Origin of the sequence: Streptomyces sp. NPDC049970 (genome assembly GCF_040660235.1) — a bacterium.
Lineage (GTDB): Bacteria > Actinomycetota > Actinomycetes > Streptomycetales > Streptomycetaceae > Streptomyces.
In genome coordinates this window covers 1-24,306 of sequence record NZ_JBFALP010000010.1, presented here as the reverse complement: position 1 = coordinate 24,306, position 24,306 = coordinate 1, and the positions used below count along the sequence as shown (strand labels likewise).

The window sequence follows — 24,306 nt, the reverse complement described above, 5'->3', positions numbered from 1 at the left end:
GGCCGTCGCTCAGACGTCGGCCCAGACCAGCCGGCCGGAGAGGCTGCTGCGGGTGCCCCAGCGTGCCGCCAGAGCGTCCACGAGCATCAGCCCCCGGCCGTCCTCGGCCACCGAGGCGAGGTCGAAGCACCCGGGGTCCGGCATGGCGTCCGGGGCGACGCGGGCCACCGGGCCGGGGCCCTCGACCGGTCCCGTGCCGCTCGCCGGGTGAGGCCCGTCGTCGGGGACGCCGTGCGGCTCCGGGCGGCGCGGCAGCGGGGCACGTGGGGCGTGGGAGCCCCTTGCCGGGTCCCTTGGACGCGGCAGCGCCGACACGCGCCGCCGGCTGCGGTTCCACACGCAGATGCGCACGCCGCCGGGGGAACGCAGCAGACGGCATCGGATGCGCCGGCTCGCGGTGTGCTGCACCGCGTTCGTGACCAGTTCGGTCACGACCAGAGCCGCCGTCTCGATCCGCTCATCGGGTTCTCCCCAGCTCCGCATCGCCTTCTGCACACGGTGCCTGGCTTCCGGGACGCCCCGGGGGAGACGGGAAATCCACCAGGTGTGTGCGCTACGCCCGCTCGAGTCCTCCGGAGCCGGACGCGCGCACGTGAATATTTCCGACATGTTCGTACTCTCCGTGCAAAGCGCATACTTTGCAAGCGACAGAATGTCTAAATAGTTCGTAATCGGCGAAGAATCTGCATGGAATCGGAGTGAACGGACCCCGACTCCGCGCTCTCCGTGCGTTTCCCGCGCCGGAGCGTGCCGAGGGTCGCCCCGTAGGAAGGTGCGTGTATGAGGCCTCGATCCGGTCCCACGGTCGAGCACCGCGTCCTCGCCGCACGTATGCGGATGCTGCGGGAACGCGCGGGCGTCACCCTCCAGACGGCCGCCGTCGCTCTGGGCGCCCACCCGGCCACCGTACGGCGCATCGAGCGCGCCGAGACCGGGATGGACTCCGGCCAGGTCCGCGTCCTCCTGGAGTGCTACGGGGCGTCCGCCGCCGAGGCCGAGCCGATCATGAAGGGTTTGACGGCGGCCAACCTGCCGGGCTGGTGGCACCGGTGGCGGGACGCGATGGAACCGTGGCAGCAGGAGGTGATCGGGATCGAGTCCTCCGCGGCGCTCGTACGGACCTGGCACCCCGCCCTGGTCCCCGAACTGCTGCGCACCCCGGCCTACGAGGCGGCCCTGCGCCGGACGCTGCTGCCCGCCGACCCCCCGGCACGCCGAGACCTGGGCGTCGAACTGCTGGGGGAGCGGCAGCGCCGGCTCAAGGCGCGCGGTGCGACGCTCTGGGCGCTGTTCCCGGCCGCCGCCCTGCACACGCGGGTCGGCGGCCCCGGAGTGATGTCCGAGCAGCGAGCGCTGCTGGAGGAGGCCGCGCACCAGCAGTACCTCACGGTCCAGGCCGTGCCTCTCGACTTCCCACCGCACCTCATGACCGGGGTCCCGCCCATGCACCTGCTGCGCGTCCCCTCGCCCGAGATCGGCGACCGGGTGGTCCTGGAGACGGCCCCTGGGATCCGTGTGGACGTCATCGACGAGGTGTCCGCGGTCACGGACTTCCGTATCCGGCTGGACGGCGCGTGCGCCGCGGCTCCGCACCCCGGGACGCCGCTGCCGGGGGGCCGTCACCCTCAGAACCTCTGAACGACCGGCCTCCCGGGGTTTCGATCGCCCGATGCCGGTCACGTGCTGAGTGCGGAACCCGCTCGTTGTGCAACCGCAGCGAATCCACATCGCCTCGAAGAGGAGTGAGAGACATGGACAACTGGCGCACCCAAGCGGCGTGCCGCGAAGAGGACCCCGATCTTTTCTTCCCGATCGGCAGTACCGGTCCCGCACTCGTGCAGGCCGAGGAGGCCAAGGCGGTCTGCGGGACCTGCCCCGCGCGCGAGCAGTGCCTGGACTGGGCCCTGGAGAACGGGCAGGACGCCGGAGTGTGGGGCGGCCTGGACGAGAACGAGCGGCGCGCCCTGAAGCGCCGCCGTGCCCGGCAGCACGCCAGGAGTCACGGATGAGGCCTTCGGGCCCCGGCCACCGCCCCGGGAGACGATGAGCCATGGACACTTCGGCCTGGCTCGTCGTCGGCGGGCTCGCCCTGCTGCTCACCGCGGTTGTCGCCGCCGTGCTCCTGGTGCGTGTGATCCGGGCCAGGAAGCTCCTCGTCGACGCGGGAATCCCCCTTCGGAACAAGGCGCTCGTCTGGGCCGCGATGATCTACACCATCTCGCCCGTCGACCTCGTCCCGGATCCCGTCTACCTCGACGACATCGGATTCCTGCTGCTCGCCCTGCGCTCGCTCCACTCGGCGGCGCACGCGGCCGGGGCGGGGCGCGGTCGGCCGGCGGCGTCGAAGGAGGCGGGCGGCAACCTTTCGGCGTCGGGCAGCAACTGACGGGGCGTAAGCCATCCCCTGCCAGAAGGTGCCTCCGATGGAGCCTCTGCTTCCCCACCCGCCTTCCCGCCCCCGCCGTGGACGCCGTGTCACCCGTGCCCGTGCGCTGACCGGCGCGCTGGCGGCCGGGCTGCTGGCCGCCGGCGGGCTCGTCGCCCTCGGCCCGCCCTCACAGGCCGCCACCGCCCGTCAGGCCGAGGCGCTCGACCGCGGTGTCGTGAGCGTGCACACCGACAGCGGGAACCTCATCAGCTGGCGCTGGCTGGGTACCGACGCCGACAACGTGTCGTTCAACGTCTACCGGGCGGGTACGAAGGTCAACGCGTCGCCGGTCACCGCCTCGACGAACTACTTCCACTCCGGGGCGCCCAGCACGGCCGACTACACCGTCCGGTCGGTCGTCGGCGGTGTGGAGCAGGCCGACTCCGTGCACGCGGTCCAGTTCCGCGCGGGATACAAGGACGTACCCGTCAGCCCGCCGCCCGGAGGCACCACACCCGACGGTGTCGCCTACACCTACGAGGCCAACGACGCCTCCGTCGGCGACCTGGACGGGGACGGTGCCCTCGACTTCGTACTGAAGTGGCAGCCCACCAACGCCAAGGACAACTCCCAGTCCGGCTACACGGGCAACACGGTCGTCGACGGGATACGTCTCGACGGAACCCGCCTCTGGCGGATCGACCTCGGGCGCAACATCCGCTCCGGCGCGCACTACACCCAGTTCCAGGTGTACGACTACGACGGTGACGGCCGGGCCGAGGTCGCGATGAAGACCGCCGACGGGAGCGTCGACGGCGCGGGCAAGGCGATCGGCAGTTCCTCCGCCGACCACCGCAACTCCTCCGGGTACATCCTGTCCGGACCCGAGTTCCTGACGATGTTCCACGGGACCACCGGCGCGGCCATGGGAACCGTCGACTACGTCCCCGCGCGCGGCACGGTGTCCTCGTGGGGCGACTCCTACGGCAACCGGGTCGACCGCTTCCTGGCCGGTACGGCCTACCTCGACGGATCCAGGCCCTCTCTGATCATGGCCCGCGGCTACTACACGCGCAGCGTCGTCGCCGCCTGGGACTGGCGAGGGGGTGCCTTCACCCGGCGCTGGACCTTCGACACCAACAGCTCGACCAACTCCGGCAAGGGGTACGACGGGCAGGGGAACCACCAGCTGTCCGTCGCCGACGCCGACGGGGACGGCAAGGACGAGATCATGTACGGCTCCATGGCCGTCGACGACGACGGCAGCGGCCTGTGGACGACGAGGAACGGCCACGGTGACGCGATGCACGTCGGCGATCTCGACCCCTCCCGCGCCGGCCTCGAGGAGTTCAAGGTCGACGAGGACGGTTCGAAGCCGTCCTCCTGGATGGCCGACGCGAAGACCGGCCAGATCCTGTGGTCCACCCCGGCCGGCGGCGACAACGGACGCGGCGTGTCCGCCGACATCTGGTCGGGCAGCGCCGGCGCCGAGTCCTGGTCGTCGGCCGCCTCCGGTGTCCGGGGGCCCAAGGGCGACGTGGTCACCGGCCGCAAGCCGTCCAGTACGAACTTCCTGTCCTGGTGGGACGGTGACACGACGCGCGAGCTCCTCGACGGCACGCACATCGACAAGTACGGCACGTCCGCCGACACCCGCCAGCTGACGGGCGCCTCCGTACACTCCAGCAACGGCACCAAGGCCACGCCGGCGATCTCCGGAGACCTCCTCGGCGACTGGCGCGAGGAGGTCGTCTGGCCGACGTCCGACAACAAGGCGCTGCGGATCTACTCCACGCCGTACGAGACGGGCACGAGGATCACGACGCTGCTCCACGACACCATGTACCGGACCGCGCTGGCCTGGCAGAACACCGCCTACAACCAGCCGCCGCATCCCAGCTTCGCCATCGGCGCGGGGATGGCGACCGCGCCCCGGCCGAGCATCACCACGCCGTAGTGCCGCGGCCGGGCCCCGTCCGGGGCCCGGCCGACCCGGAGCCGCTTCCGGACCGGCTCGGGGCTGCTCCGGCCCGAGGTCCGTTCACCGCTCGTCAACCGGTCGGATCCGTCCACGGCATTCCCTCGCACGCCGTGGGCGCCTACGCTCGGCCGAGAACCCGATCACCGGAGGCGGATGCGACACATCCGTACATCGACGCGGTGCGGGTCGACGGGCGGACTGTCGACAGATCCTGGACGGACGCCCGACCGGTCACCCGGGGAGGGGTGCTGACCCACCGGCTCGCCGCGCAGGCGAACACCACGTGGGCCGCGCGACCTGCTGATCTCCCGCGGTAGCGGAGCGGAGCGCCAGGCTCCGGAGCCCGGTGGGCGGTCGGCCGCCGCTCACCGGTTCCGGCCTTCCCGATGCGGCCGGTGGTGGGGCAGCGAATTTTCTATCGTTGAAAATACTGTGTGCACGACCGTTGTCAGGTGTTTGAGGCTGTGGCTCAATGTTCGACTATGTGCAGTGCTTCGCGGTCCGGAGCACTTCGGCTTCTTCGACGAGGACGACGCCTTGATACGACAACTAGCCCGCCCCCGAACGATTTTCAGAACGCTCGCCTGTACGGCCGCGCTGCTGCTCCCCGTCGGGGCCACCCTGGTCCCGGCCGCCGCCGCCGCTCCCGCCGAAGGGGCCGCCACCGCCTCGGCGTTCGTGAAGGAGGATCCCTCCACCGAGGTCCACGGCCTCAAGGGCGAGTACTTCGCCATGTCGGCGCCGGGTGCCCGTGACTTCGCGAAGCTCGGCGCGACCGCGCTCGACCCGGAGATCAACTTTCCGGGTCTGACAGGGGCGTTCGAGTCGGCCACCGGCAGCACCGAGCACACGACCGCCCGCTGGACGGGGCAGATCGAGGCCCCCGCGGACGGCGACTACACCTTCTCCGCCATCGGGGACAACGGCTTCCGGCTCTTCATCGACGACAAGCCCGTCATCGACCACTGGGAGCCGGACTGGGACAAGGAGCAGACCAGTTCGCCGGTCACGCTGAAGGCCGGTGAGCAGCACACGTTCCGGCTGGAGATGTTCCAGGACATCGGCGGGGCGAACATGTTCCTGCGCTGGTCGAGCGACAAGCTCGCCAAGCAGATCGTGCCCGAGTCGGCGTTCACGCCGCCCTCGGACTTCGAGGTCTACCCGGTCGCGCTGAGCGTCGCCGAGAACGGTCTCAAGGTCCAGGCGACCTTCGACCACGAGCTCAGCGGCGTCAAGGACGTGAAGGACCACCTCACCGTCGAGGCGGACACCACGCCGATGCCGGTGAAGTCGGTCGTCAAGGCGTCGAACAACCGCAAGGCACTGGTCGTCACCCTGGGCGCAGCCGTCCAGAAGGGCCAGCAGGTCAAGGTCGTGTACGACGGCGAGGGCGGCCTGAAGAACGGCGCCGAGACCGTCCCGGAGATCAGCCGCCGGGCGAAGAACCTGTCCACGCACCGTCTGCTCACCCCGTGGGGCGAGAAGGTCGACCGCAAGAACCCGCTGCCGGAGTACCCCCGCCCGCAGCAGGTCCGCGACGACTGGAAGAACCTCAACGGCCAGTGGGAGTTCGCCGGAGCCACCGCCGGTGAGAAGCCGGCCTTCGGCAAGCCGCTCGACGAGCGCATCACCGTGCCGTACCCGGTGGAGTCCCAGCTCTCCGGACTCGAGCGCCACGAAGACCACATGTTCTACCGCAAGCTCGTCACCGTGCCCAAGGGCTGGTCGGTCGGCAAGCGGAGCGGTGAGGACCGGCTGAAGCTCAACTTCGGCGCGGTCGACTACCAGGCGCGGGTCTGGGTCAACGGCAAGCAGGTCGCCGAGCACACCGGCGGCTACACCGCCTTCAGCGCCGACATCACCGACGCCGTCAAGGGCAGCGGCCCCCAGGAGATCGTCGTCGCGGTCACCGACACCACCGGAGCGGACCAGCCCACGGGCAAGCAGTCCGCGAACCCCAGCGGCATCTTCTACACCGCCTCCTCCGGCATCTGGCAGACCGTCTGGATGGAGCCCGTCGCCCCCGCGGCGGTCGACTCCCTGACGACCACGCCCGACATCGACAAGGGCCGGCTCGTCCTGAAGGTCGATTCCGAGAACGCCTCGAAGTCGGCAAAGGTCACCGCCGTCGCCCGCGACAGGAAGGGCAAGGTCGTCGGGACCGTCTCCGGCCCGGCCGGCAGCGACCTGAGCCTCCCGGTCGCCAAGCAGCACCTGTGGACCCCGGACGACCCGTACCTGTACGACCTGGAGGTCACCCTCCGGGACGGCCGCTCCAAGGACACCGTCGACAGCTACTTCGGAATGCGCTCCTTCGGCGTCGCCGAGGTCGGCGGCTACCAGAAGCTGGTGCTCAACGGCAAGCCGTTCTTCTCCCTCGCCCAGCTCGACCAGGGCTTCTACCCCGACGGCCTGAACACGGCGCCCAGCGACTCCGCCCTGGTCTTCGACCTGAAGACGCAGAAGGACCTCGGCTTCAACTCCGTCCGAAAGCACATCAAGGTCGAGCCCGCACGCTGGTACTACCACGCCGACCAGCTGGGTCTGCTGGTGTGGCAGGACTTCGTCTCCGGCAACCTCACCGGCGAGAAGGGCCAGAAGGCCTTCCTCGACCAGGGCGCCGAGATGATGCGGCAGCTGCACAACTACCCCTCGATCGGTGCCTGGATCGTCTTCAACGAGGGCTGGGGCGAGTGGGACCGCACCGAGACCGGGAAGATCACCGAGAAGGTCCAGGCCGCCGACCCCTCGCGGGTCGTCAACGCCCACAGCGGAGTCAACTGCTGCAACTCCAAGGGTGACTCCGGCAAGGGCGACATCATCGACCACCACGACTACAACAACACCGATCCCGCCTTCCCGGACGAGAACCGTGCGGCGATGGACGGGGAGCACGGCGGCTTCACCCTCCGGATGCCCGGACACATGTGGCCGGGTGCCCCCACCGCGATCTACAGCGGTGTCGCGGACAAGGACGCCCTGACCGCCAAGTACGTCGAGAACACCCGCACGCACTACCTTGCGGCGGCGGGCGCCGAACTCTCCGGCTCCATCTACACGCAGGTGACCGACCTGGAGAACGAGCTCAACGGGCTCTGGACGTACGACCGGCGCGAGATCAAGGTCGACCCCGTCAAGGTGCGCAAGATCAACCAGGAGGTCATCGCGGCCGGTGCCGCCGCGGGAGACCGGGACGCGGTCAAGGGAGGTGCCTCCTGGTCCCTCGACGAGAACAAGGGCACCGAGGCCGCCGACAGCGGCCCGAACCACAAGGACCTCACCCTCTCCGAGGGAACGTCCTGGGCGCCGGGAGTGAAGGGCTCGGCGCTGAAGTTCGACGGTGAGGGCCAGTACGCCGAGACGGACGGTCCGGCCGTCGACACCACCGGCGACTACACCGTCTCGGCGTGGGCATCGCTCGACGCGCTCCCCGGCAACTACGCCACCGTCGTCAGCCAGGACGGACGGCGCCAGGAGAACCCGTTCTACCTGCAGTACGGACAGGGCGGATTCGCCTTCTCCACGCCCGGCGCCCACCGGGCCAGGCTGGAGGTCAAGCCCGAGCTCGGCCAGTGGTACCACCTCGTCGGCGTCCGCAGCGGTGACGAGATCAAGCTCTACGTCGACGGCGAGCTCGCGTCCACCGCTGCCGCCGGCACCGCCGACGTCAGCACCGGTTCCCTCGCGGTGGGCCGCGCCAAGTGGTCGGGTGGGAACACCGACTTCTGGAACGGATCCGTCGACCAGGTCGAGGTATACGACAAGGCGCTCACCGACCAGGAGGTGACCGCACTCCACGACGGCGAACAGCCGTAGGGAGCACCCCCGCAGGACCGCTCCCGGCGGTGCGCAGCGAGAGCCGCGCCGCCGGGAGCTCCGCGCGCTCGTCCGGTGCGGCCGACCGTCCGCGCGGGGCGCACCGCGGCCGTCACACCGGGCGCGGGCGACGACCCGCACCACGACATTGCGGTGACCGAGGAGTTCTGGGCCCCACCGCCCGGACTGGCCGGGGCCCGACCGCACTGCCAGGTCGTGGGCGAGGCGGGGCCCGTCGTCCGGCAGTCCACCGTCGAAGGCCTGGTGACGGGTCGACGCCCGACAGCACGGAGCCCGGCCCCGGCCGGAACGGGCCGGAGCCGGGCTCCGGAGATCTCAGCTCACGGGGCCCAGGGCGCCTCCACCGCCCAGGTGGTGTCCTCCGTGAATGTCGCCGCGTTGTCCCAGGCGTGACCGCCGCCGGGGGTCGCCAGCCACACCTCGGAGTCGATGTGGCGCAGGTAGCTGCCCGGCAGGTTGGCGCTGGAGAGCCGCACGCCGCCCGTGCCCGAGACCGCGCACCAGGTGGCATCGGCCTTGAACAGCGCCGATCCGTCGCTCGCGTCACGGCGGATCCGGAAGTCCCGGTGGCGCAGGTACTCACCGGGATAGTTGCGGGACTCGAACGAGTAGCAGTTGCCGTTCGCCAGTCCCGTGACGATCTTCCAGGTGGCGTCGCTCTTCAGCAGCGCGCCGCTGCCGCTGTCCACGACCGCGGTGTAGGCGAGTTCCTGCGCGTGCCGCAGGTACTTGGTCGTGTGCCCCGGCGTGGTGACCCGGAGGGACTTGTACTGGCCGGTGGGCAGGGTGACCGGCGGTGCGGGCGTCCTGGACGCCTGGATGAGCGCCTGGTTCGCCGCCTTCACCCGTGCGGTGTCCACCTTGACCACCTGGCGGTCGTAGGTGAGCAGCCCGTTCGCCTCGTTCTCGACGTCCGTGATCTCCGTGTAGACCGAGGCGGAGAGACCGGCCGGCAACTGGCCGACGCGGATGGAGTCGAGGAGCCCGACGAACCGGTTGTTCAGCGCGCCTACGCTCGCCTGGTCCTCGTAGCTGAAACCGCCGCCCGGATACCACTCGTGGCCCGGGACCTTGTACCCCAGACCGCCGAACTCGCCGAGGACGGCGGCCCGGGTCGCGGTGGGCGCGGTGTTGCCCGGGCCGACGTAGACGTGGTTGTCGATCACGTCCCCGTTGCCGCCGTCCACCGATCCGCAGCAGTTGACGCCGCTCATGTTGTTCACCAGGCGGGACGGGTCGTACGCCTTGACCTCGTCGGCGATCCTCGCCTGGTCGTACTGGCCCCAGCCCTCGTTCTGGTCGACCCACATGACCAGGGACGGCGAGCTGCGGTGCTGGTCGATGACCGCGTGGTACTCCGCCTCCCACTGGGTCCTCGCCGCACCGTCGGGCGTCTTGCCGGTGTCCATGGCCGGCATGTCCTGCCAGACGAGCAGGCCCAGCTTGTCCGCCCAGTAGAACCAGCGCTGCGGCTCGACCTTGATGTGCTTGCGGACCATGTTGAAGCCGAGGTCCTTGTGTGCCTGCAGGTCGGACCTGAGCGCCGCGTCGGTGGGCGCCGTGTAGATGCCGTCCGGCCAGTAGCCCTGGTCGAGCGTGCCGGTCTGGAAGACGAACTTCCCGTTGAGGACAGGGCGCAGGATGTTGTCGACCTTCGCGACCGCGATGGACCGCATGCCCGCGTAGCTGCCCACCGTGTCCACCACGGACGCCCCGTCGAGGAGCTCGGCGCGTACGTCGTAGAGGAACGGGTCGTCCGGGCTCCACAGCCGGGCGTTCGGCACCGGCACGGCGATGTCGGCGCCGGGTGACCCGGTCGCCGTACCCACGACGGTGCCGCCGCTGGAGACGGTGACCCGGGCGGTCCGGCCGCCGCCTGACGCGGCCTGCACCTTCACCCGCAGGGTGCTGTTGCCGAGGTTCGGCGTCATGTCCAGGCGGGTGACGTGGGACGCCGCGACGGGCTCCAGCCACACGGTCTGCCAGATGCCGGAGGCCGCGGTGTAGAAGATCCCACCGCCCGCGTGCGGGTTCACGTCGTTGATGCGCTGCTTCCCGACGGCCTGGCCGCCGGTCTGCGTCGGGTCGTACACGGAGACCACGACCGTGTTCGATCCGCCGTTCAGCTGGGGCGTGATGTCGTACGCGAACGAGTCGAAGCCGCCCTTGTGGGCACCGACCTGGGCGCCGTTGACCCAGACGGTGCTCTGCCAGTCGGAGGCGCCGAAGTTGAGAACGACCCGGCGGCCGTTCCAGTTCGACGGCACCGTGAAGCTCCGCTTGTACCAGAGCTTGTCGTTCTCGGTGATCCTGCGCTTGATTCCGGAGAGCGAGGACTCCGCGACGAACGGGACCCTGATCTGCTCGGAGAACGCCGCGGGCTGTCCCGCGTCACGGCCGGTCACCGCGAAGTCCCATATGCCGTTGAGATTCGCCCAGTCGGGCCGGGTCAGCTGGGGGCGCGGGTACTCGGGCAGGGGGTTGTCGACGGACACCTGGTTCGTCCAGGGCGTCGTCATGGGCGCCGGCTTCGGCGTCCAGGCGGCGGGCGCGGCGGCGGCCGGGGCGCTGCCGGCCCCCACCAGAGCGGTGGCGAGTACCGAAAGCAGGCCGGTGGCGGCGGTCAACCGTCTCCACCAGGTGCGACGGCGCGGTGCGGGTGCGGACTTCATTCCCGATTCTCCTTGGGGAAGAGGCGGACTCCCCGCACCGGGACGGCGCGGGGAGCGGCACGGAGGGCCGGCGAGGGGGCGCTGCTCAGAGCAGCCGCCAGAGGTGGTCGGCGGTGCCGTTGTCGTCGTACTGGACGACGTGGGCGCTGTCGGCGGTGGACATGCCGTCCACGCCGAGCACCTTGTCCGAGTCGCGGTTGCGGACGCGGTACCAGCCGTCGCCGTCGGGCACGAGCTGCCAGAGGTGGTCGGCGGTGTCGTTGTCGTCGAACTGCACGACATGGGCGCTGTTCGCCGTGGACATGAGGTCCACGCCGAGCACCTTGCCCGAGTGCTGGTTGCGGATGCGGTACCAGCCGTCGCCGTTCGCGACGAGCCGCCACAGGTGGTCGGCCGTCCCGGTGTCGCCGAACTGGACGACGTGGGCGCTGTTCGCGGTGGACATGCCGTCCACGCCGAGCACCTTGCCTGAGTTGCGGTTCCCGATCCGGTACCAGCGGTCCGCGAGCCAGGGTTCCGCGTCCGGGCCCACCGTCGGGAAGGACGTGATCCGCAGCCGTGCCGCGCCCATCGGGACGAGGGTGACCTCCTCGACCGGCTGGGTGCTGCGCGCGGGGCTCCGCTGCAGCGGAGCCACCACGTGCTCGTCGTCGGCGCTCCACTCCGGGATGCGTCGGGCGCGGGCGGTCATGACGAGCGGGGTGCCGTCCAGGGTGAAGGGGTTCTCACCCGCGGCGCGGCCGGCGGGGCGCCGGCGCAGTGCGTAGGCCGGCCGCGTCCCGTCCGTGACGAGGCCGTAGTTCCAGGGGGTGGTGGCGTGGACCGCGTACTCGGGGAACCGGTCGGTGCCGCCGATGCGCTCGTACGACTCCCCGATACGCAGCGAGTAGGTCAGCGGCCCGTGGTCGACGCTCACCGAGCCGTGGTTGTCCGCCCAGGTGCGTACGGTGGTGTGCTGCGGGAGACGCAGGGTCACCTTGTCGCCGTCGGACCAGGTCCGTTCGATCCGGGTGAAGGCGGGGCCGGCGGGCGCGGTGACCCGTCGGCCGTTCACGCGGATGTCCGGCTCGGTGCACCAGGCGGGGACGCGCAGCACCAAGGGGAAGCTCAGCGGCTTCGGTGACCTGAGCGAGAGGGTGACGGTGTCCGTGAACGGGTAGTCGGTCTCCTCGGTGAAGGTCACCTCCGTGCCGTCGGCGACCTTGGCGGTGACCTCCGACGCCGCGTACATCGCCGCGGCGAGTCCGCCGTCCGTGGTGGCGAGCCAGAGCTCCTCGACGAAGTACGGCCAGCCCATGCCGTAGTTGTGCGGGCAGCAGCGGTACTGGTCGACGCCCGGCAGGTACGCCTGCATGGCGAAGCCGTTCTGGAACTGCCGGTCGCGCTTGGGCACGTCGTCCAGGTCGACGCTGTTGGCGCTGGTGACGTAGTGGACCGCCTTGCCCGACGGGTCCAGGGAGGCGGGCAGCGAGTTGAAGGCCAGCTCTTCGCAGCGGTCCGCCCAGAGCGGGTCGCCGGTGATCCGGGTGAGCAGCTGGTGGCTGGCCATGAACTCGACGATCCCGCAGGTCTCGAAGCCCTGGCGGGGGTCCCCGTGTCCCGGCCGGGCGTTCTCGTCCCCGGCGAAGCCGCCACCGGGGAACTGCCCGTACCGGTCCATGGCCTTGGCGTACGTCCCGTACGTGTCCCGGGTGTCCTGCCGGGAGCCGCTGCGCAGGGCGTACTGGGCGGGCTCGCGGAAGCCCTGGGCGATGTTGACGTTGTGCGGGTCGACCAGGTTGTCGCCCCAGTCGGCGCCGTACCGGTGGATCTTGTCGGCGAGGTCCAGCAGGAAGGTGTCGCCGGTGCGGTTGAACAGCCAGTAGACGCTGTCGAGTCCGTCGCCCCAGCGCAGGGCGATCCAGCTGGTGTCGAACGCGCCGGGGCCCTGTGCGTTCATGTACCGGAAGAACCTGCTGAGGAACGGGATGATCCGGTTGTCGCCGTCGTACTCCTGCCATGAGCGCAGCGCCTGGACCAGTGGGAGGAAGGGCCAGAAGTCCGGGCCGCCGTTGAGCGAGGTCCGCAGCGCCTTCGGCCCGAAGAAGCCGTCGGACTGCTGGGTGGTGAGGATCGCGTCGATCCAGCGTCGGGCGTCGGCCAGGGCCGTCGCGTCCCCGGTCACGATGGCCAGGTCGGTGTATCCGCGCAGCCAGTAGGGGACCTCCTCCCAGCCGCCCCGGTCGGGCCGGACCCAGCCGGAGGCGCCGAAGTCGAGGAAGTGCGAGAACTTCTCGTACTGGCCGCAGAGGCCGTCCAACTGCATCCGGAGCTGACCGGCGAGCCAGCCCCGGGCGGTGACCCGCCCGGGTGGGAGTCTCAGGAACGCCGTCGGGTGCAGGGGAGCGGCGTTGGGGGAGTAGTGGCCCCCTGCCGCGGCCGTGACCACACCCTCGGCGGCCGTGGCGGTCGCGGCCCAGCGGCCCGCCGAGGTGGCCGCCGCCGCGGTGACCAGGGCGCCGGTCACGAGTTGTCTGCGGTTCAGGGGCATCGTGGGGACTCCGCTTCTGCTCTGCGGGACAGGGAGTGACCGGTCCCGTGCGGGGCCGGCGCATGGCTAAGACGGCGGTCGCGCCCGGATCCGTCGGCACGACAACTGCCTTGCAACGTTGGAAAATTGATGTCCGCGGTATGACAGCACGCGGTCAAGCCGGTGTCCAGAGGTGGCGCTGACCCCGGTACCCCGTCGCCCCGCGGTTGGGTGCGCCGGGGGCGGTGTCCGTGCGCGACACATTTTGGAAACGCATCGACAACGCTCTTGCCGCCTGCGCCACCACGCCTATATAACGTTGTAAACCGAGCCGCCGAGAGGCCGCACAGGCCCGCACGACCACAGTTCCCGCAGCTCGCGGCGGGGGTCGTGGGAAATGCGGCGCCATGTGCCACCCAGCGGCTGAAGCACCGTCCCGCCATGCCCGACCGCACGCCGAACGGTGTGCCGTCACCTCGCCAAGGAGCGTCCCGCGCATGATGATCCAGCGTCGATCCCGTACCCTCGCCGCGGCCTGCCTGCTCGCCGCCACCGCCACGCTGGCCGTTTCCGGCTGCTCCAAGTCGGAGACCACGAACGACGCGGGCGGTGACAGCAGCCAGGGAGCACAGGCGGCCAAGTCCCCCGAGGCCGCCTCCGGTCCCGGCTGCTCGCTGAAGACCTACGGCGCACCCAAGATCGACCTCAAGGACGCGGTGGTCGGCTTCTCCCAGTCGGAGAAGGAGGCCAACCCGTTCCGCATAGCCGAGACCCAGTCCATCAAGGACGAGGCGGCCAAGATCGGCGTCAAGAAGCTGCTCACCACCAACGCGCAGTCGCAGCTGTCCAAGCAGATCAGCGACATCCAGGACATGCTCTCGCAGGGCGCCCAGTTCCTCATCATCGCGCCGCTGAACTCCGACGGCCTGGAGCCGGCGCTCAAGGCCGCGGCGGCCAAGAAGGTGCCCGTGCTCACCGTCGACCGCAAGGTCAACTCCACCGCCTGCAAGGACTACGTCGCCTTCCTCGGCTCCGACTTCGTCGAGCAGGGCAAGCGCGCCGCCGACGCGATGATCAAGGCGACCGGCGGCAAGGGCAAGGTGGCCATCCTGCTCGGCGCCTCCGGCAACAACGTGACCACCGACCGGACCAAGGGCTTCGTCGACCAGATCAAGGCCGAGGCGCCCGGCATCCGGATCGTCGCCCAGCAGACCGGCGAGTTCGCCCGTGACAAGGGCCAGCAGGTCATGGAGCAGCTCATCCAGTCCAAGCCCGACATCACCGCGGTCTACGCCGAGAACGACGAGATGGGCCTCGGCGCCGTCACCGCGCTGAAGGCCGCCGGCAAGAAGCCCGGCAAGGACGTCAAGATCGTCTCGGTCGACGGCACCCGCAACGCCGTCCAGGCCCTCGTCAACGGCGAGTACAACGCCGTCATCGAGTCCAACCCGCGCTTCGGACCGCTGGCCTTCGCGACCGCGGGCAAGTTCTACGGCGGCGAGGAGATCCCCGAGAACGTCATCATCACCGACCGGGCCTACGACGAGACCAACGCCAAGGCATCCCTCGGCGGGGCGTACTGATCCGCTCCTGAGACCAACAGCCCCTGCCGCCGTGGCGCCCGCATCGCGCCACGGCGGCTCCCGGGCCCTCACCCGTGGACAGCGGAAGGCCAAGAACACCCATGGCACCACCCGAAGCAGTACCTCAGGCACCGGAGGCGGCAGCGCCGACTGCCTCCGCGGTGCTCGAAGCCCGCTCGGTGAGCAAGCGGTTCCCCGGCGTCGTCGCCCTCGACGACGTCACCTTCTCCCTGCGCGCGGGGGAGACCCACGCACTGGTCGGGGAGAACGGCGCGGGCAAGTCCACCCTCATCAAGGTGCTGACCGGTGTCTACCGGCCGGACGGGGGCGAACTGAGGCTGACGGGTGAACCCGTCAGGTTCGCCCGGCCGTTCGACGCGCAGCAGGCCGGGATCTCCACGATCTACCAGGAGGTCAACCTCGTCCCGCTGATGAGCGTGGCGCGCAACATCTTCCTGGGCCGCGAACCCAGGAACCGGTTCGGCCTCATCGACTTCTCCCGCATGCACCGGGAGACGAGCGAACTCCTGGACGGCTTCGGCGTACGCGTCGACCCCCGCCGCCCGCTGCACACGCTCGGCATCGGCACCCAGCAGATGGTCGCCCTGGCCCGGGCGGTGTCCGTCAACGCCCAGGTCGTCATCATGGACGAGCCCACCTCCTCGCTGGAGCCGCGCGAGGTGGAGACCCTCTTCCGCGTCATCGAACGCCTGCGCTCCCAGGGCATCGCCGTCCTGTACGTCAGCCACCGCATGGACGAGCTCTACCGGATCTGCGACCGGGTCACCGTCCTCCGCGACGGCCGCCACATCCACACCGGCGATCTCGCCGGACTCGACCGGATGCAGCTCGTGTCCATGATGCTCGGCCGCGACCTGTCCGAGGTACGCCGCTCCGGAGTCACCAGCTTCACCGCCGAGGGACACGAGGTGGCGCGTACCCCCGTGCTCACGGCGACCGGTCTCTCCAGCCGCCTCCGACTCCACGACATATCCGTGTCGCTGTACGCGGGCGAGGTCCTCGGCCTCGGCGGTCTCCTCGGCTCCGGCCGCAGCGAGACGGCCAAGGCACTGTCCGGCGCGCTGCACCTGGACTCCGGCGACATCACCGTCGACGGCACCCCCCTGAAGCGCCTCACCCCGGCCGCCGCGATCCGGGCAGGCATCAGCCTGCTCCCCGAGGACCGCAAGGCCGAGGGCATCGTCCCCGGACTCTCCGTACGCGAGAACATCGTGCTCGCCGCCATGCCGCGCCTCTCCCGGGCCGGTGTCGTCTCACGCGCCCGGCAGGACCGGATCGTCGACATCTTCATGAAGCGCCTGCGGATCAAGGCGTCGAGCCCCGAGCAGAAGGTCGGCGAACTCTCCGGCGGGAACCAGCAGAAGGTCCTCCTGGCCCGCTGGCTCTGCCTGGAGCCCAAGGTGCTGCTGCTCGACGAACCCACCCGCGGCATCGACGTCGGAGCCAAGGCCGAGGTCCAGAGCCTCATCGACGACCTCGCGGGCGAAGGCCTGGCCGTCCTGCTCATCTCCTCGGACATCGAGGAGCTCATCGAGGGCGCCGACCGCATCGTCGTCCTGCGCGGCGGAGCGGTCGCGGGCGAACTGGAGGGCGACGACGTGGCCGAGAGCCGGCTGCTCGAAGTGCTCGCCGACCACGCGCCGGAGCCGGCGGACAAGGCCACGGCCGCTCAGGAGGACCCCCGATGACCCGGACCGCCGTCGTCCCGCCCGTGAAGGGCGAAACGCCGAAGAAGCAGGCGAGCCCACTGGCCCGGCTGCGCGACCCCTCCTGGTACCAGCGGTACGGCGTGTACGTGGCCGTCGCGGTGGTGCTGCTCTTCAACGCGCTGTTCACCGAACACTTCATGACCGCGGACAACTTCCGCACCCAGCTCGTCCAGGTCGCCCCCATCGTGATCGTCGCCCTGGGCATGGCCCTGGTCATCGGCACCGAGGGCGTCGACCTGTCCGTCGGTTCGACCATGGCGCTCGCCGCTGCCTTCCTGCCGCTCTACCTCGGATACGGGCTCGTGCCCGCCCTCGTCGTCGCCCTCCTGGCAGGCGCCGTCGTCGGGGCGGTCAACGGCACCCTGGTCTCCCTCATCGGGCTGCAGCCCATCGTGGCGACACTCGCCCTGTTCGTCGGAGGCCGCGGACTCGCCCTGGTCCTGGCCGACGGCCAGCTCAAGCAGATCGTCAACCCCGACATCCTGTCGTTGGGCACCGGCTCCTTCCTCGGGATCCCGCTCGTCGTCCTGATCGCCGGGGTGCTGGCCGCCGCCGTCGCCTTCCTGGTGCAGCGCACCACCTTCGGCCGCCAGATCGTCGCCGTCGGAGGCAACCGCTCCGCGGCCGCGCTCGCCGGACTGCCCGTCAAACGGGTCCTCATCGGCGTGTACGTGCTCTGCGGTGTGCTCGCCGCCCTCGCCGGCGTCCTCGCCACGGCCAGGCTCACCGCGAGCGACCCCTCCTCGCTCGGCACCCTCATGGAACTCTCCGCCATCACGGCGGTCGTGGTCGGCGGCACCCCGCTCAACGGCGGTTCCGTCCGCGTGCTCGGCACCGTGGCGGGAGCCCTGCTGATGCAGCTCCTGCGCGCCACGCTCGTCAAGCACGACCTGCCCGACTCCACCGCCCAGATCGCCCAGGCGGCGATCATCGTCGCCGCCGTCTACGTCGCCCGGGAGCGTCGGTCCCGATGAACGAAACCACATCCGCACCCGCCGCCCCTCCGATGCCGCGGAAGCCGACGAGGCCCCCGCGCCGGGGCACCGGACCCGAACGGACCGGCAGGGCCCGCGCCGCCGAACTCCTCCAGCGCCAGGGCGTGCTCGCGGTCCTGCTGGCGGTCGTCCTCGTCGCGTCCTTCGTCTACCCGACCTTCGCCTCGCTGGACAACGCCCGAGGCGTGACCATCCAGGCGTCCTTCCTCGCCGTGGTCGCACTCGGCATGACCATGGTCATCATCACCGGCGGCATCGACCTGTCGGTCGGATCCGTCTTCGCCCTCGGCGGGGTGCTCGCCGCCTGGGCATCCCAGTACGGCTTCCTCGCCGCGCTGTTCGTACCACTCGTGGTGTGCGGAGGCATCGGCCTGCTCAACGGCCTGCTGATCGCACGCGGCAACATGGCGCCCTTCATCATCACGCTCGCCACCCTGCTCGGCGCCCGCGGCCTGCTGCTCGCCATCACCGACGAGGGCGCCACCACCTACCTGGTGCCCAAGGGCTCCGCCTTCGGCGAACTCGGCCAGGGCAGCGTCTGGGGCTTCGGCCACCCGATCCTGATCGCCCTGGTGCTCTTCGGGGCCGGCGGGATCGTGCTCCAGCGCACCTCGTTCGGGCAGACCCTCTTCGCGGTGGGCGGCAGCAGCGACGCGGCCACCCTGATGGGCCTCCCCGTCGCCCGCACGAAGATCGTCGTCTACACGCTCAGCGGCCTGCTCGCCGGCCTCGCCGGAGCGCTCAACGCCGCCCGGCTCTCCTCCGGCGTCACCATCGTCGGTGTCGGCATGGAACTCGACGCGATCTCCGCCGTCGTCATCGGCGGCACACTCCTCATCGGTGGCGCGGGCTCCATCAGCGGAACCCTCTGGGGCGTGCTGCTGCTGGCCGTCATCCAGAACCTGATCAACCAGATCGGCTCGCTCAACTCCTCGTACCAGTCCGTGGTGAGCGGCGGTTTCCTTATCGTTGTCGTGGTGGCCCAGCGCTACCTGGCACGCAGCCGGAGAAGCACCTGACGCCAGAGCCGCCGTACGAGAAGAACCATCGAGTCCAGCCGAACCAAGGAGTGCCGTGGGCGTCAGCCTCAAGGACGTCGCGCAACGGGCGGGCGTGTCCATCAAGACCGTGTCGAACGTGGTGAACAACTACCAGCACGTCACGCCCGCCATGCGCGCCAAGGTGCAGCACGCCATCGACGAGCTCGGCTACCGGCCGAACCTCACCGCCCGTCATCTGCGCAAGGGCCGCACCGGCATCATCGCCCTCGCCGTCCCCGAGTTCGGCAACCCGTACTTCGCGGAGCTCGCCGGAGCGGTCATCGACGCGGCGGCGCGGCACGACTACACCGTCCTGGTCGACCACACCGCCGGCCTGCGGGAGAAGGAACTGCTGGTCAGCCAGGGATTCCGGTCCCACGTCATCGACGGCCTCATCCTCAGCCCCATCCATCTGGAGACCGAGGACCTGATGGCGCGCACCGAGACGGCGCCCCTCGTGCTGCTGGGGGAGCGCGAGTACGAGGCCCCCTACGACCACATCGCCATCGACAACGTGGCGGCGGCCCGCGCCGCGGTGCGCCACCTCGTCGGCCGCGGCCACCGGCGTATCGCCTTCCTCGGATCACGCACCGGCCGCGAACGCCAGCCCGCGCACCTGCGACTGCGCGGCTGGCGCCAGGAACTCGTCGCCTCCGGCATCACCCCGGACGAGTCCCTCGTCGTCGTCACCGACGGCTACGGCCGCGAGGACGGCGCCGCCGGCATGGCGGCGCTCCTGGACCGGGGGGACCGCCCCGACGCCGTGTTCGCCTACAACGACCTCATCGCGATCGGCGCGATGCGGGCCGTCACCGAACGCGGGCTGCGCATCCCCGAGGACGTGGCCGTCGTCGGCTTCGACGACATCGAGGAGAGCCGCTACACCACCACCACGCTCACCACGATCGCACCCGACAAGGAGGCCATCGCCCGTCTCGCCGTCGACAGCCTGGTCGAACAGCTGGCGGGGAAGCCCGTCGCCGAACCCAGGCGACCGCGCCCCGGCTACCGCCTCGTCGTCCGCGAATCCACCACGCCCGGTTCCGACTCCGGCCACACCGAGGACCTCTGATGCCGCGCCCCACCGTGCACCGCACCCCGTTCGGCTCCGCCCACGGGAAGCAGACCCACCTGTGGACCCTCGACAGCGGTACCGGGATCCGGGCCGAGGTGCTGACCTTCGGAGCCTCCCTGCACCGCCTCACGGTGCCCGACACCGCTGGCGCGGCCGCCTCCGTCGTGCGGTCGCTCCCGGCCCTCGACGACTACGCGGCCAAGCACCCGTACTTCGGCGCCGTCGTCGGCCGCTACGCCAACCGTGTCGCCCACGGCCGCTTCACCCTCGACGGCGCCGAGCACCACATCCCCGCCAACGACCGCGGCCACGCGCTGCACGGGGGGCCCGACGGCTTCCACACCAAGGTGTGGGACGCGGCCCCGGACCGGAAGGGCGACAGCGCCTCCGTCCGGCTCTCCCTGCACAGCCCCGACGGCGACATGGGCTTTCCCGGGGCGCTCGACACCACGGTCACGTACACCCTCGACACGGCCGGGACGCTGGCCGTCGACTACGCGTCCGTCACCGACCGCCCGACCGTCGTCAACCTCACCAACCACGCCTACTTCGACCTGTCCGGCGGTGACGGCGTGCTCGGCCACCTCCTCCAGGTCGACGCCGACACCTACCTCCCGGTGGACGGCGACGGCATCCCCCTGGGGCCGCGGGCCGGGGTCCGGGGGACCCCGTTCGACCTCACCTCGCCGCGCGTGCTCGGGGAGCGCCTCGGGATCGACGACGACCAGTTGAGGGACGCCGGCGGATTCGACCACTGCTGGGTGCTGCGGGACGCCGGCCCCGGCCTGCGCCGTGCCGCACGGCTGACCGCCCCCGACGCCGCCCGCGTACTGGAGGTGTGGACGACGGAGCCAGGCATCCAGGTCTACACCGCCAACCAGCTCGACGGCTCCTACACCGACGGCGCCGGCCACCGCCACGAACGGCACGGCTCGGTGTGCCTGGAGACCCAGCACCTGCCCGACTCGCCCAACCGTCCGGAATGGCCCAGCACCGTGCTGCGCCCCGGTGAGACCGCTCGCAGCCGGACCGAACTGCGATTCCCGCACCTGGCCGGTCTGTAGCACGCCGCCGCGCATCGACAGCCGGCGCTGCACGGGTGTGGCGGACGTGCGGGGTCCGCCACACCCGTGCGTCACTTCAGGTAGGGGCCCGCCGTCCCGATCTTCCCCGGGGCCGCGTTCCTGCCCCCGAGGTCGAGGACGTACACCCGCAGGTTGCCCTTGCCCGGCGCCGGGACGGTGAGTGTGCCGCCCGTCACCACCCTGGTGTCACCGGTGACGGCGTCCTTGTAGGTTCCGTCGGGAACGCCGGTGTAGGTGGCGCCGCCCGTGACCGTCACCAGCGCGAAGCTGTCGGTGCCGGTCACCGTGTCGGTATAGCGACGTTTGTACGCCATCGAGCCGGAGATGCCCTCCGTGGAGTACTGCCCCATCTGCAGGGCGGGCACCGCACGGCGGATCAGGTTGAGCCGCTGGACATGCTTGACCAGGGGCTTCGCCAGTGTGTCGGCCACCGCGCCGGTCGCGGAGTCGACCGTGCCGAACTCCGAGGCCTTCACGTCCCCGGCGAGATGGCCGCCGAAGTAGGCGCGGCCGGTCGTCGCCAGTGGACAGGTGGGCCCGCAGTCGATCTTCTTCCCCGCCTGGAACTCGATCTCGGATCCGTAGTACAGCGTCGGGATGCCGCGGAAGGTCCACATCAGCGACATGTTCTCGGCCCAGGCGTCCGTGCCGCCGGCGTACCGTTCGCTGCTCTTGTTGGGGCCGTAGTCGTGGCTGTCGACGTAGACGACGTTGTACGTGGCGTCGTTGTAACTGTCGTCCGAGTCCTTGCCGTTGTGGTACGCGTTGCCGGCGTCACCGAAGTTCATGTGCATGCGCATGTCGATGACGTTCATGCCGGAGAACCTGCTGCGGTCCGGCGTGTGGTAGGCGTTCCCGTTCAGGAAGGCGTTGGTGGAGGTGGGCTGGGAACCCGTGCCCTGCTGCTGTTCGTAGTCGTACATCTCCAGTGCGGCCTTCTCGTCGTCCGCGCTGTACTCCTTGCGCTCCTTCCATGTGTAGAACTGCGCGGAGTGGTTGACCGAGCCCCGGTTCCACTTGTCGTTGACGAAGGCGGCGACCTCGCCGAAGACGAAGAAGTTCTTCGCCGCCCCGGCGCCGAACCGCTGGGTGACGCGCTCCTGGATCGCGGGGAGGAAGCGGCGGTTCCAGGTCGTCCGGGGGATGTGGACGGCCGTGTCGACGCGGAAGCCGTCCACACCCATGTCGATGTACTTGTCGTAGGCGCCGATCAGGTAGTTCTGCACCGGCGCGCTCTCGGTGTTCAGGTCGGCCAGGTCGTCGTGCAGCCAGCAGCTGCGGGAGTCCTCGCCCTCCCAGTTGCCGATCCAGCAGTTGTGGTAGAGCGCCTTGGGGAACATGCCCGATGTAGGGCTCGGCCACTGGCAGTTGTAGATCCGGTAGCCCTCCGGTGACGTGTACTGGGTGGGCTTTCCCCAGTTCACACAGGTGTTGCCCGAGGGCTCGGCGGTGGACCACAGGTCACCGTTGTAGTACGACTTCCCCGACTTGGGCTCGACCGTCAGACCGTCGTACTCGAAGCCCTCGTTCCTCTCGTCGTAGAACCAGCTCCACTGGGTGTCGCGGACCCCGTAGACCTTCGGGGTGAACAGCCCCTTGGCGCCCCAGCGCGACGAGTGGTTGTAGACGACGTCCTGATAGATCTTCATGCCCTTGGCGTGGGCGGCGTTGATCAGATCCTGGTACGAGGCGCCCGCGGACTCCAGCCGCGGATCGACCTCGTAGAAGTCGTAGCCGTGATAGCCGTGGTAGTCGTAGTCCGAGCGGTTCAGCACCACCGGGGTGATCCAGACGGCCGACATGCCGAGGCCCTTGATGTAGTCGAGCTTGTCGACCAGACCCTTGAAGTCGCCGCGGAACATGGGGTCGCCGTTGGCCGCGTTGCCCGACTTCTCGTGCTGGCTGCCGCCCCGGTTGTTCGAGCTGTCGCCGTCCTGGAAGCGGGCGGTGAGCACGAAGTAGACGGGGTCCTTGCGGGGGTCGGTGCCGAGCGGCTGCCCGGCCGCCGGGGCGGCCGGCTTCTCGCCGGTGGTGGCCGTCGCGACGGCCGACGACGCCGACACGTTCCCCGCGGCGTCGACTGCTCTGACGGTGTAGCCGTACGCCGTCCGCGCCTCCAGGCCCGTGTCCGAGTACACCGTGGAGCCGACGTCGGTCACCAGGGTGCCCTTGGTGCCGCCGGTACGGGTGACCTGATACTTCGTCACGCCTCGGTCGTCCGTGGACGGATCCCAGGTCAGCACGACCGACACGCCGTCGACGCCCGCACGCACCCGGGCCGGCGCGCTCGGGGCCCGGGTGTCCGGAGTCTCTGCCGCGCACGGATCCGCCGTCCCGGTGGTGACCTTTCCGTCCTTCACCGTGGTGAGCCCGGCGGGGACGGTGTAGTCGAGGCCGGCGTTGTTGTCCCAGACCCCGTTGCCGTTGTTGAAGGCGGCCGTCATGGTCGTGGCGGACCCCAGGTCCGCCGACTTCCTCACCCAGCCGGTGCAGGCCGGTTCCATGCCCACACCGGGCACGGCCGTCCAGGTCCCGCCCGCCGGCCGGTAGTGGAGATTGGCCGTCGTCCAGCCGACCGTGGCGGTGGAGTAGTAGACCTCGGCGGTTCGGCCCCCACCGGGGCTCGGGCTCGGGTCGGTGCCGGTGCCGGCGCAGGGGTCGCTGTGGGCCACCACCCCGTCCTTCACGGTGATGGTGCCGGTGCCCAGGGCGTAGTTCCGGCCCGCGTTGTTGTCCCAGACCCCGGAACCGTCGTTGAAGGTCGCGGACAGGCCGGACGCGCTGCCGATGCCGACGGTCCGCTTCACCCAGTCCGTGCAGGCGGCTTCCATGGCGACACCGGGCACGGTGGTCCAAGCCCCGCCGTCAGGTGCGTAGTGAAGTCTGTACGCGGACCAGTCCTTCGTCTTGGTGTAGTAGAAGACGGTGGTGGCGGACTCGGAGGCGGCGACGGGAACGGCCGGTTCCCGGGCGGGATCCTCCGGGGTGGCGGTGAGGAGTCCCAGCATGACCAGGGCCGCGACGGCCGCCGCGATCGGCCGTCCGAGCATCCGCACAGGGGTGCGTCTCATTCGTGTGTCTCCAGGGGGAGGGCCGCGGGCGGGTGGACCACGGCTGCCGGCAGCGGCCGCTCCGTGAACGACCGCGTTTTCCCGCCGGAGAACCCGGACGCGCCTCTGGGTTCGGGCGAGCAGTGCGTCCTGACGGCAAGAGCCGTCAGAATGTTTCTGCAATCTCTTGCGGTCAGGAAGTTACCGGTGCGTGACAGGCCCGTAAAGAGGGTGCGCGGCAGGGGTTGTGCGCTTGCCGTGGTGGGGAGCGGGGAAGGGCGGCGTACGCGGGATCGGCACCGGTCGGCGTCGAGGTGCACCACGCAGCCCACCCGTGCGCGGCGACAGGTGGTGGGGGGTCAGGTACCGCGGTCCTGGTTG

The 24,306-nt window shown here is 70.3% G+C and carries 15 protein-coding genes; 11 read left to right on the top strand and 4 right to left on the bottom strand.

Annotated elements, in window-relative coordinates; translation table 11 throughout:
* Positions 1-9 precede the first annotated feature (9 nt).
* Entirely contained in the window at positions 10-537 is a 528-nt protein-coding gene (locus tag AB0I83_RS19110; protein ID WP_363305553.1) for an ATP-binding protein, read from the bottom strand.
* Between the two features lie 243 nt (positions 538-780).
* Here AB0I83_RS19110 and AB0I83_RS19105 point away from each other — a divergent pair, with 243 nt between their 5' ends.
* The 5 genes from AB0I83_RS19105 (at position 781) to AB0I83_RS19085 (ending at position 8,165) form a co-directional block, all read left to right on the top strand.
* The gene (locus AB0I83_RS19105; protein ID WP_363305425.1) at positions 781-1,638 is read left to right on the top strand and encodes a helix-turn-helix transcriptional regulator; all 858 of its coding nucleotides are present in this window, start codon (positions 781-783) and stop codon (positions 1,636-1,638) included.
* Positions 1,639-1,751: 113 nt separating this feature from the next.
* Entirely contained in the window at positions 1,752-2,009 is a 258-nt protein-coding gene (locus AB0I83_RS19100; protein WP_356536175.1) for a WhiB family transcriptional regulator, read from the top strand.
* A gap of 41 nt (positions 2,010-2,050) precedes the next feature.
* Complete coding sequence (locus AB0I83_RS19095; protein WP_363305424.1) at positions 2,051-2,386, top strand: YkvA family protein; 336 nt, start codon at positions 2,051-2,053, stop codon at positions 2,384-2,386.
* Positions 2,387-2,423: 37 nt separating this feature from the next.
* Positions 2,424-4,325, top strand: coding sequence for a rhamnogalacturonan lyase (locus tag AB0I83_RS19090; RefSeq protein ID WP_363305423.1), 1,902 nt, complete (start codon positions 2,424-2,426; stop codon positions 4,323-4,325).
* Between the two features lie 513 nt (positions 4,326-4,838).
* A complete protein-coding gene (locus AB0I83_RS19085; RefSeq protein ID WP_363305422.1) occupies positions 4,839-8,165 on the top strand; it encodes a LamG-like jellyroll fold domain-containing protein in 3,327 nt (1,108 codons plus the stop codon).
* A 341-nt stretch (positions 8,166-8,506) separates the two neighbouring features.
* On the opposite strand, the gene AB0I83_RS19080 is transcribed toward AB0I83_RS19085, so the two are convergent.
* Entirely contained in the window at positions 8,507-10,858 is a 2,352-nt protein-coding gene (locus AB0I83_RS19080) for an AbfB domain-containing protein (protein ID WP_363305421.1), read from the bottom strand.
* 85 nt (positions 10,859-10,943) lie between these two features.
* Positions 10,944-13,388, bottom strand: coding sequence for a beta-L-arabinofuranosidase domain-containing protein (locus AB0I83_RS19075; RefSeq protein WP_363305420.1), 2,445 nt, complete (start codon positions 13,386-13,388; stop codon positions 10,944-10,946).
* A 476-nt stretch (positions 13,389-13,864) separates the two neighbouring features.
* On the opposite strand from AB0I83_RS19075, the gene AB0I83_RS19070 reads away from it, so the two are divergent.
* From AB0I83_RS19070 to AB0I83_RS19045, 6 genes are all read left to right on the top strand, one after another.
* A complete protein-coding gene (locus tag AB0I83_RS19070) occupies positions 13,865-14,950 on the top strand; it encodes an ABC transporter substrate-binding protein (RefSeq protein ID WP_363305419.1) in 1,086 nt (361 codons plus the stop codon).
* A 101-nt stretch (positions 14,951-15,051) separates the two neighbouring features.
* On the top strand, positions 15,052-16,659 hold the full coding sequence (locus AB0I83_RS19065) for a sugar ABC transporter ATP-binding protein (protein WP_356843826.1): 1,608 nt from the start codon (positions 15,052-15,054) through the stop codon (positions 16,657-16,659).
* Positions 16,656-17,654 (top strand): ABC transporter permease, encoded by a 999-nt coding sequence (locus AB0I83_RS19060; protein WP_356536183.1) that lies wholly within the window; start codon positions 16,656-16,658, stop codon positions 17,652-17,654. The genes AB0I83_RS19065 and AB0I83_RS19060 overlap by 4 nt, the downstream gene beginning before the upstream one ends.
* The gene (locus tag AB0I83_RS19055) at positions 17,651-18,694 is read left to right on the top strand and encodes an ABC transporter permease (RefSeq protein WP_363305418.1); all 1,044 of its coding nucleotides are present in this window, start codon (positions 17,651-17,653) and stop codon (positions 18,692-18,694) included. The genes AB0I83_RS19060 and AB0I83_RS19055 overlap by 4 nt, the downstream gene beginning before the upstream one ends.
* 55 nt (positions 18,695-18,749) lie before the next feature.
* The gene (locus AB0I83_RS19050) at positions 18,750-19,787 is read left to right on the top strand and encodes a LacI family DNA-binding transcriptional regulator (protein ID WP_363305417.1); all 1,038 of its coding nucleotides are present in this window, start codon (positions 18,750-18,752) and stop codon (positions 19,785-19,787) included.
* Positions 19,787-20,854, top strand: coding sequence for an aldose epimerase family protein (locus tag AB0I83_RS19045; RefSeq protein ID WP_363305416.1), 1,068 nt, complete (start codon positions 19,787-19,789; stop codon positions 20,852-20,854). Before AB0I83_RS19050 ends, AB0I83_RS19045 begins: the two co-directional genes overlap by 1 nt.
* A gap of 71 nt (positions 20,855-20,925) precedes the next feature.
* Here AB0I83_RS19045 and AB0I83_RS19040 read toward each other — a convergent pair whose 3' ends face one another.
* Complete coding sequence (locus AB0I83_RS19040) at positions 20,926-23,946, bottom strand: carbohydrate binding domain-containing protein (protein ID WP_363305415.1); 3,021 nt, start codon at positions 23,944-23,946, stop codon at positions 20,926-20,928.
* Positions 23,947-24,306: the final 360 nt, after the last annotated feature.

Excerpts from the sequence above, each read along its gene's own strand:
- AB0I83_RS19060 (WP_356536183.1), top strand. The coding sequence starts at position 16,656 with ATGACCCGGACCGCCGTCGTCCCGCCCGTGAAGGGCGAAACGCCGAAG.
- AB0I83_RS19080 (WP_363305421.1), bottom strand. The coding sequence starts at position 10,858 with ATGAAGTCCGCACCCGCACCGCGCCGTCGCACCTGGTGGAGACGGTTG.
- AB0I83_RS19065 (WP_356843826.1), top strand. The coding sequence starts at position 15,052 with ATGGCACCACCCGAAGCAGTACCTCAGGCACCGGAGGCGGCAGCGCCG.
- AB0I83_RS19055 (WP_363305418.1), top strand. The coding sequence starts at position 17,651 with ATGAACGAAACCACATCCGCACCCGCCGCCCCTCCGATGCCGCGGAAG.
- AB0I83_RS19070 (WP_363305419.1), top strand. The coding sequence starts at position 13,865 with ATGATGATCCAGCGTCGATCCCGTACCCTCGCCGCGGCCTGCCTGCTC.
- AB0I83_RS19075 (WP_363305420.1), bottom strand. The coding sequence starts at position 13,388 with ATGCCCCTGAACCGCAGACAACTCGTGACCGGCGCCCTGGTCACCGCG.
- AB0I83_RS19095 (WP_363305424.1), top strand. The coding sequence starts at position 2,051 with ATGGACACTTCGGCCTGGCTCGTCGTCGGCGGGCTCGCCCTGCTGCTC.
- AB0I83_RS19100 (WP_356536175.1), top strand. The coding sequence starts at position 1,752 with ATGGACAACTGGCGCACCCAAGCGGCGTGCCGCGAAGAGGACCCCGAT.
- AB0I83_RS19090 (WP_363305423.1), top strand. The coding sequence starts at position 2,424 with ATGGAGCCTCTGCTTCCCCACCCGCCTTCCCGCCCCCGCCGTGGACGC.
- AB0I83_RS19045 (WP_363305416.1), top strand. The coding sequence starts at position 19,787 with ATGCCGCGCCCCACCGTGCACCGCACCCCGTTCGGCTCCGCCCACGGG.
- AB0I83_RS19105 (WP_363305425.1), top strand. The coding sequence starts at position 781 with ATGAGGCCTCGATCCGGTCCCACGGTCGAGCACCGCGTCCTCGCCGCA.
- AB0I83_RS19040 (WP_363305415.1), bottom strand. The coding sequence starts at position 23,946 with ATGAGACGCACCCCTGTGCGGATGCTCGGACGGCCGATCGCGGCGGCC.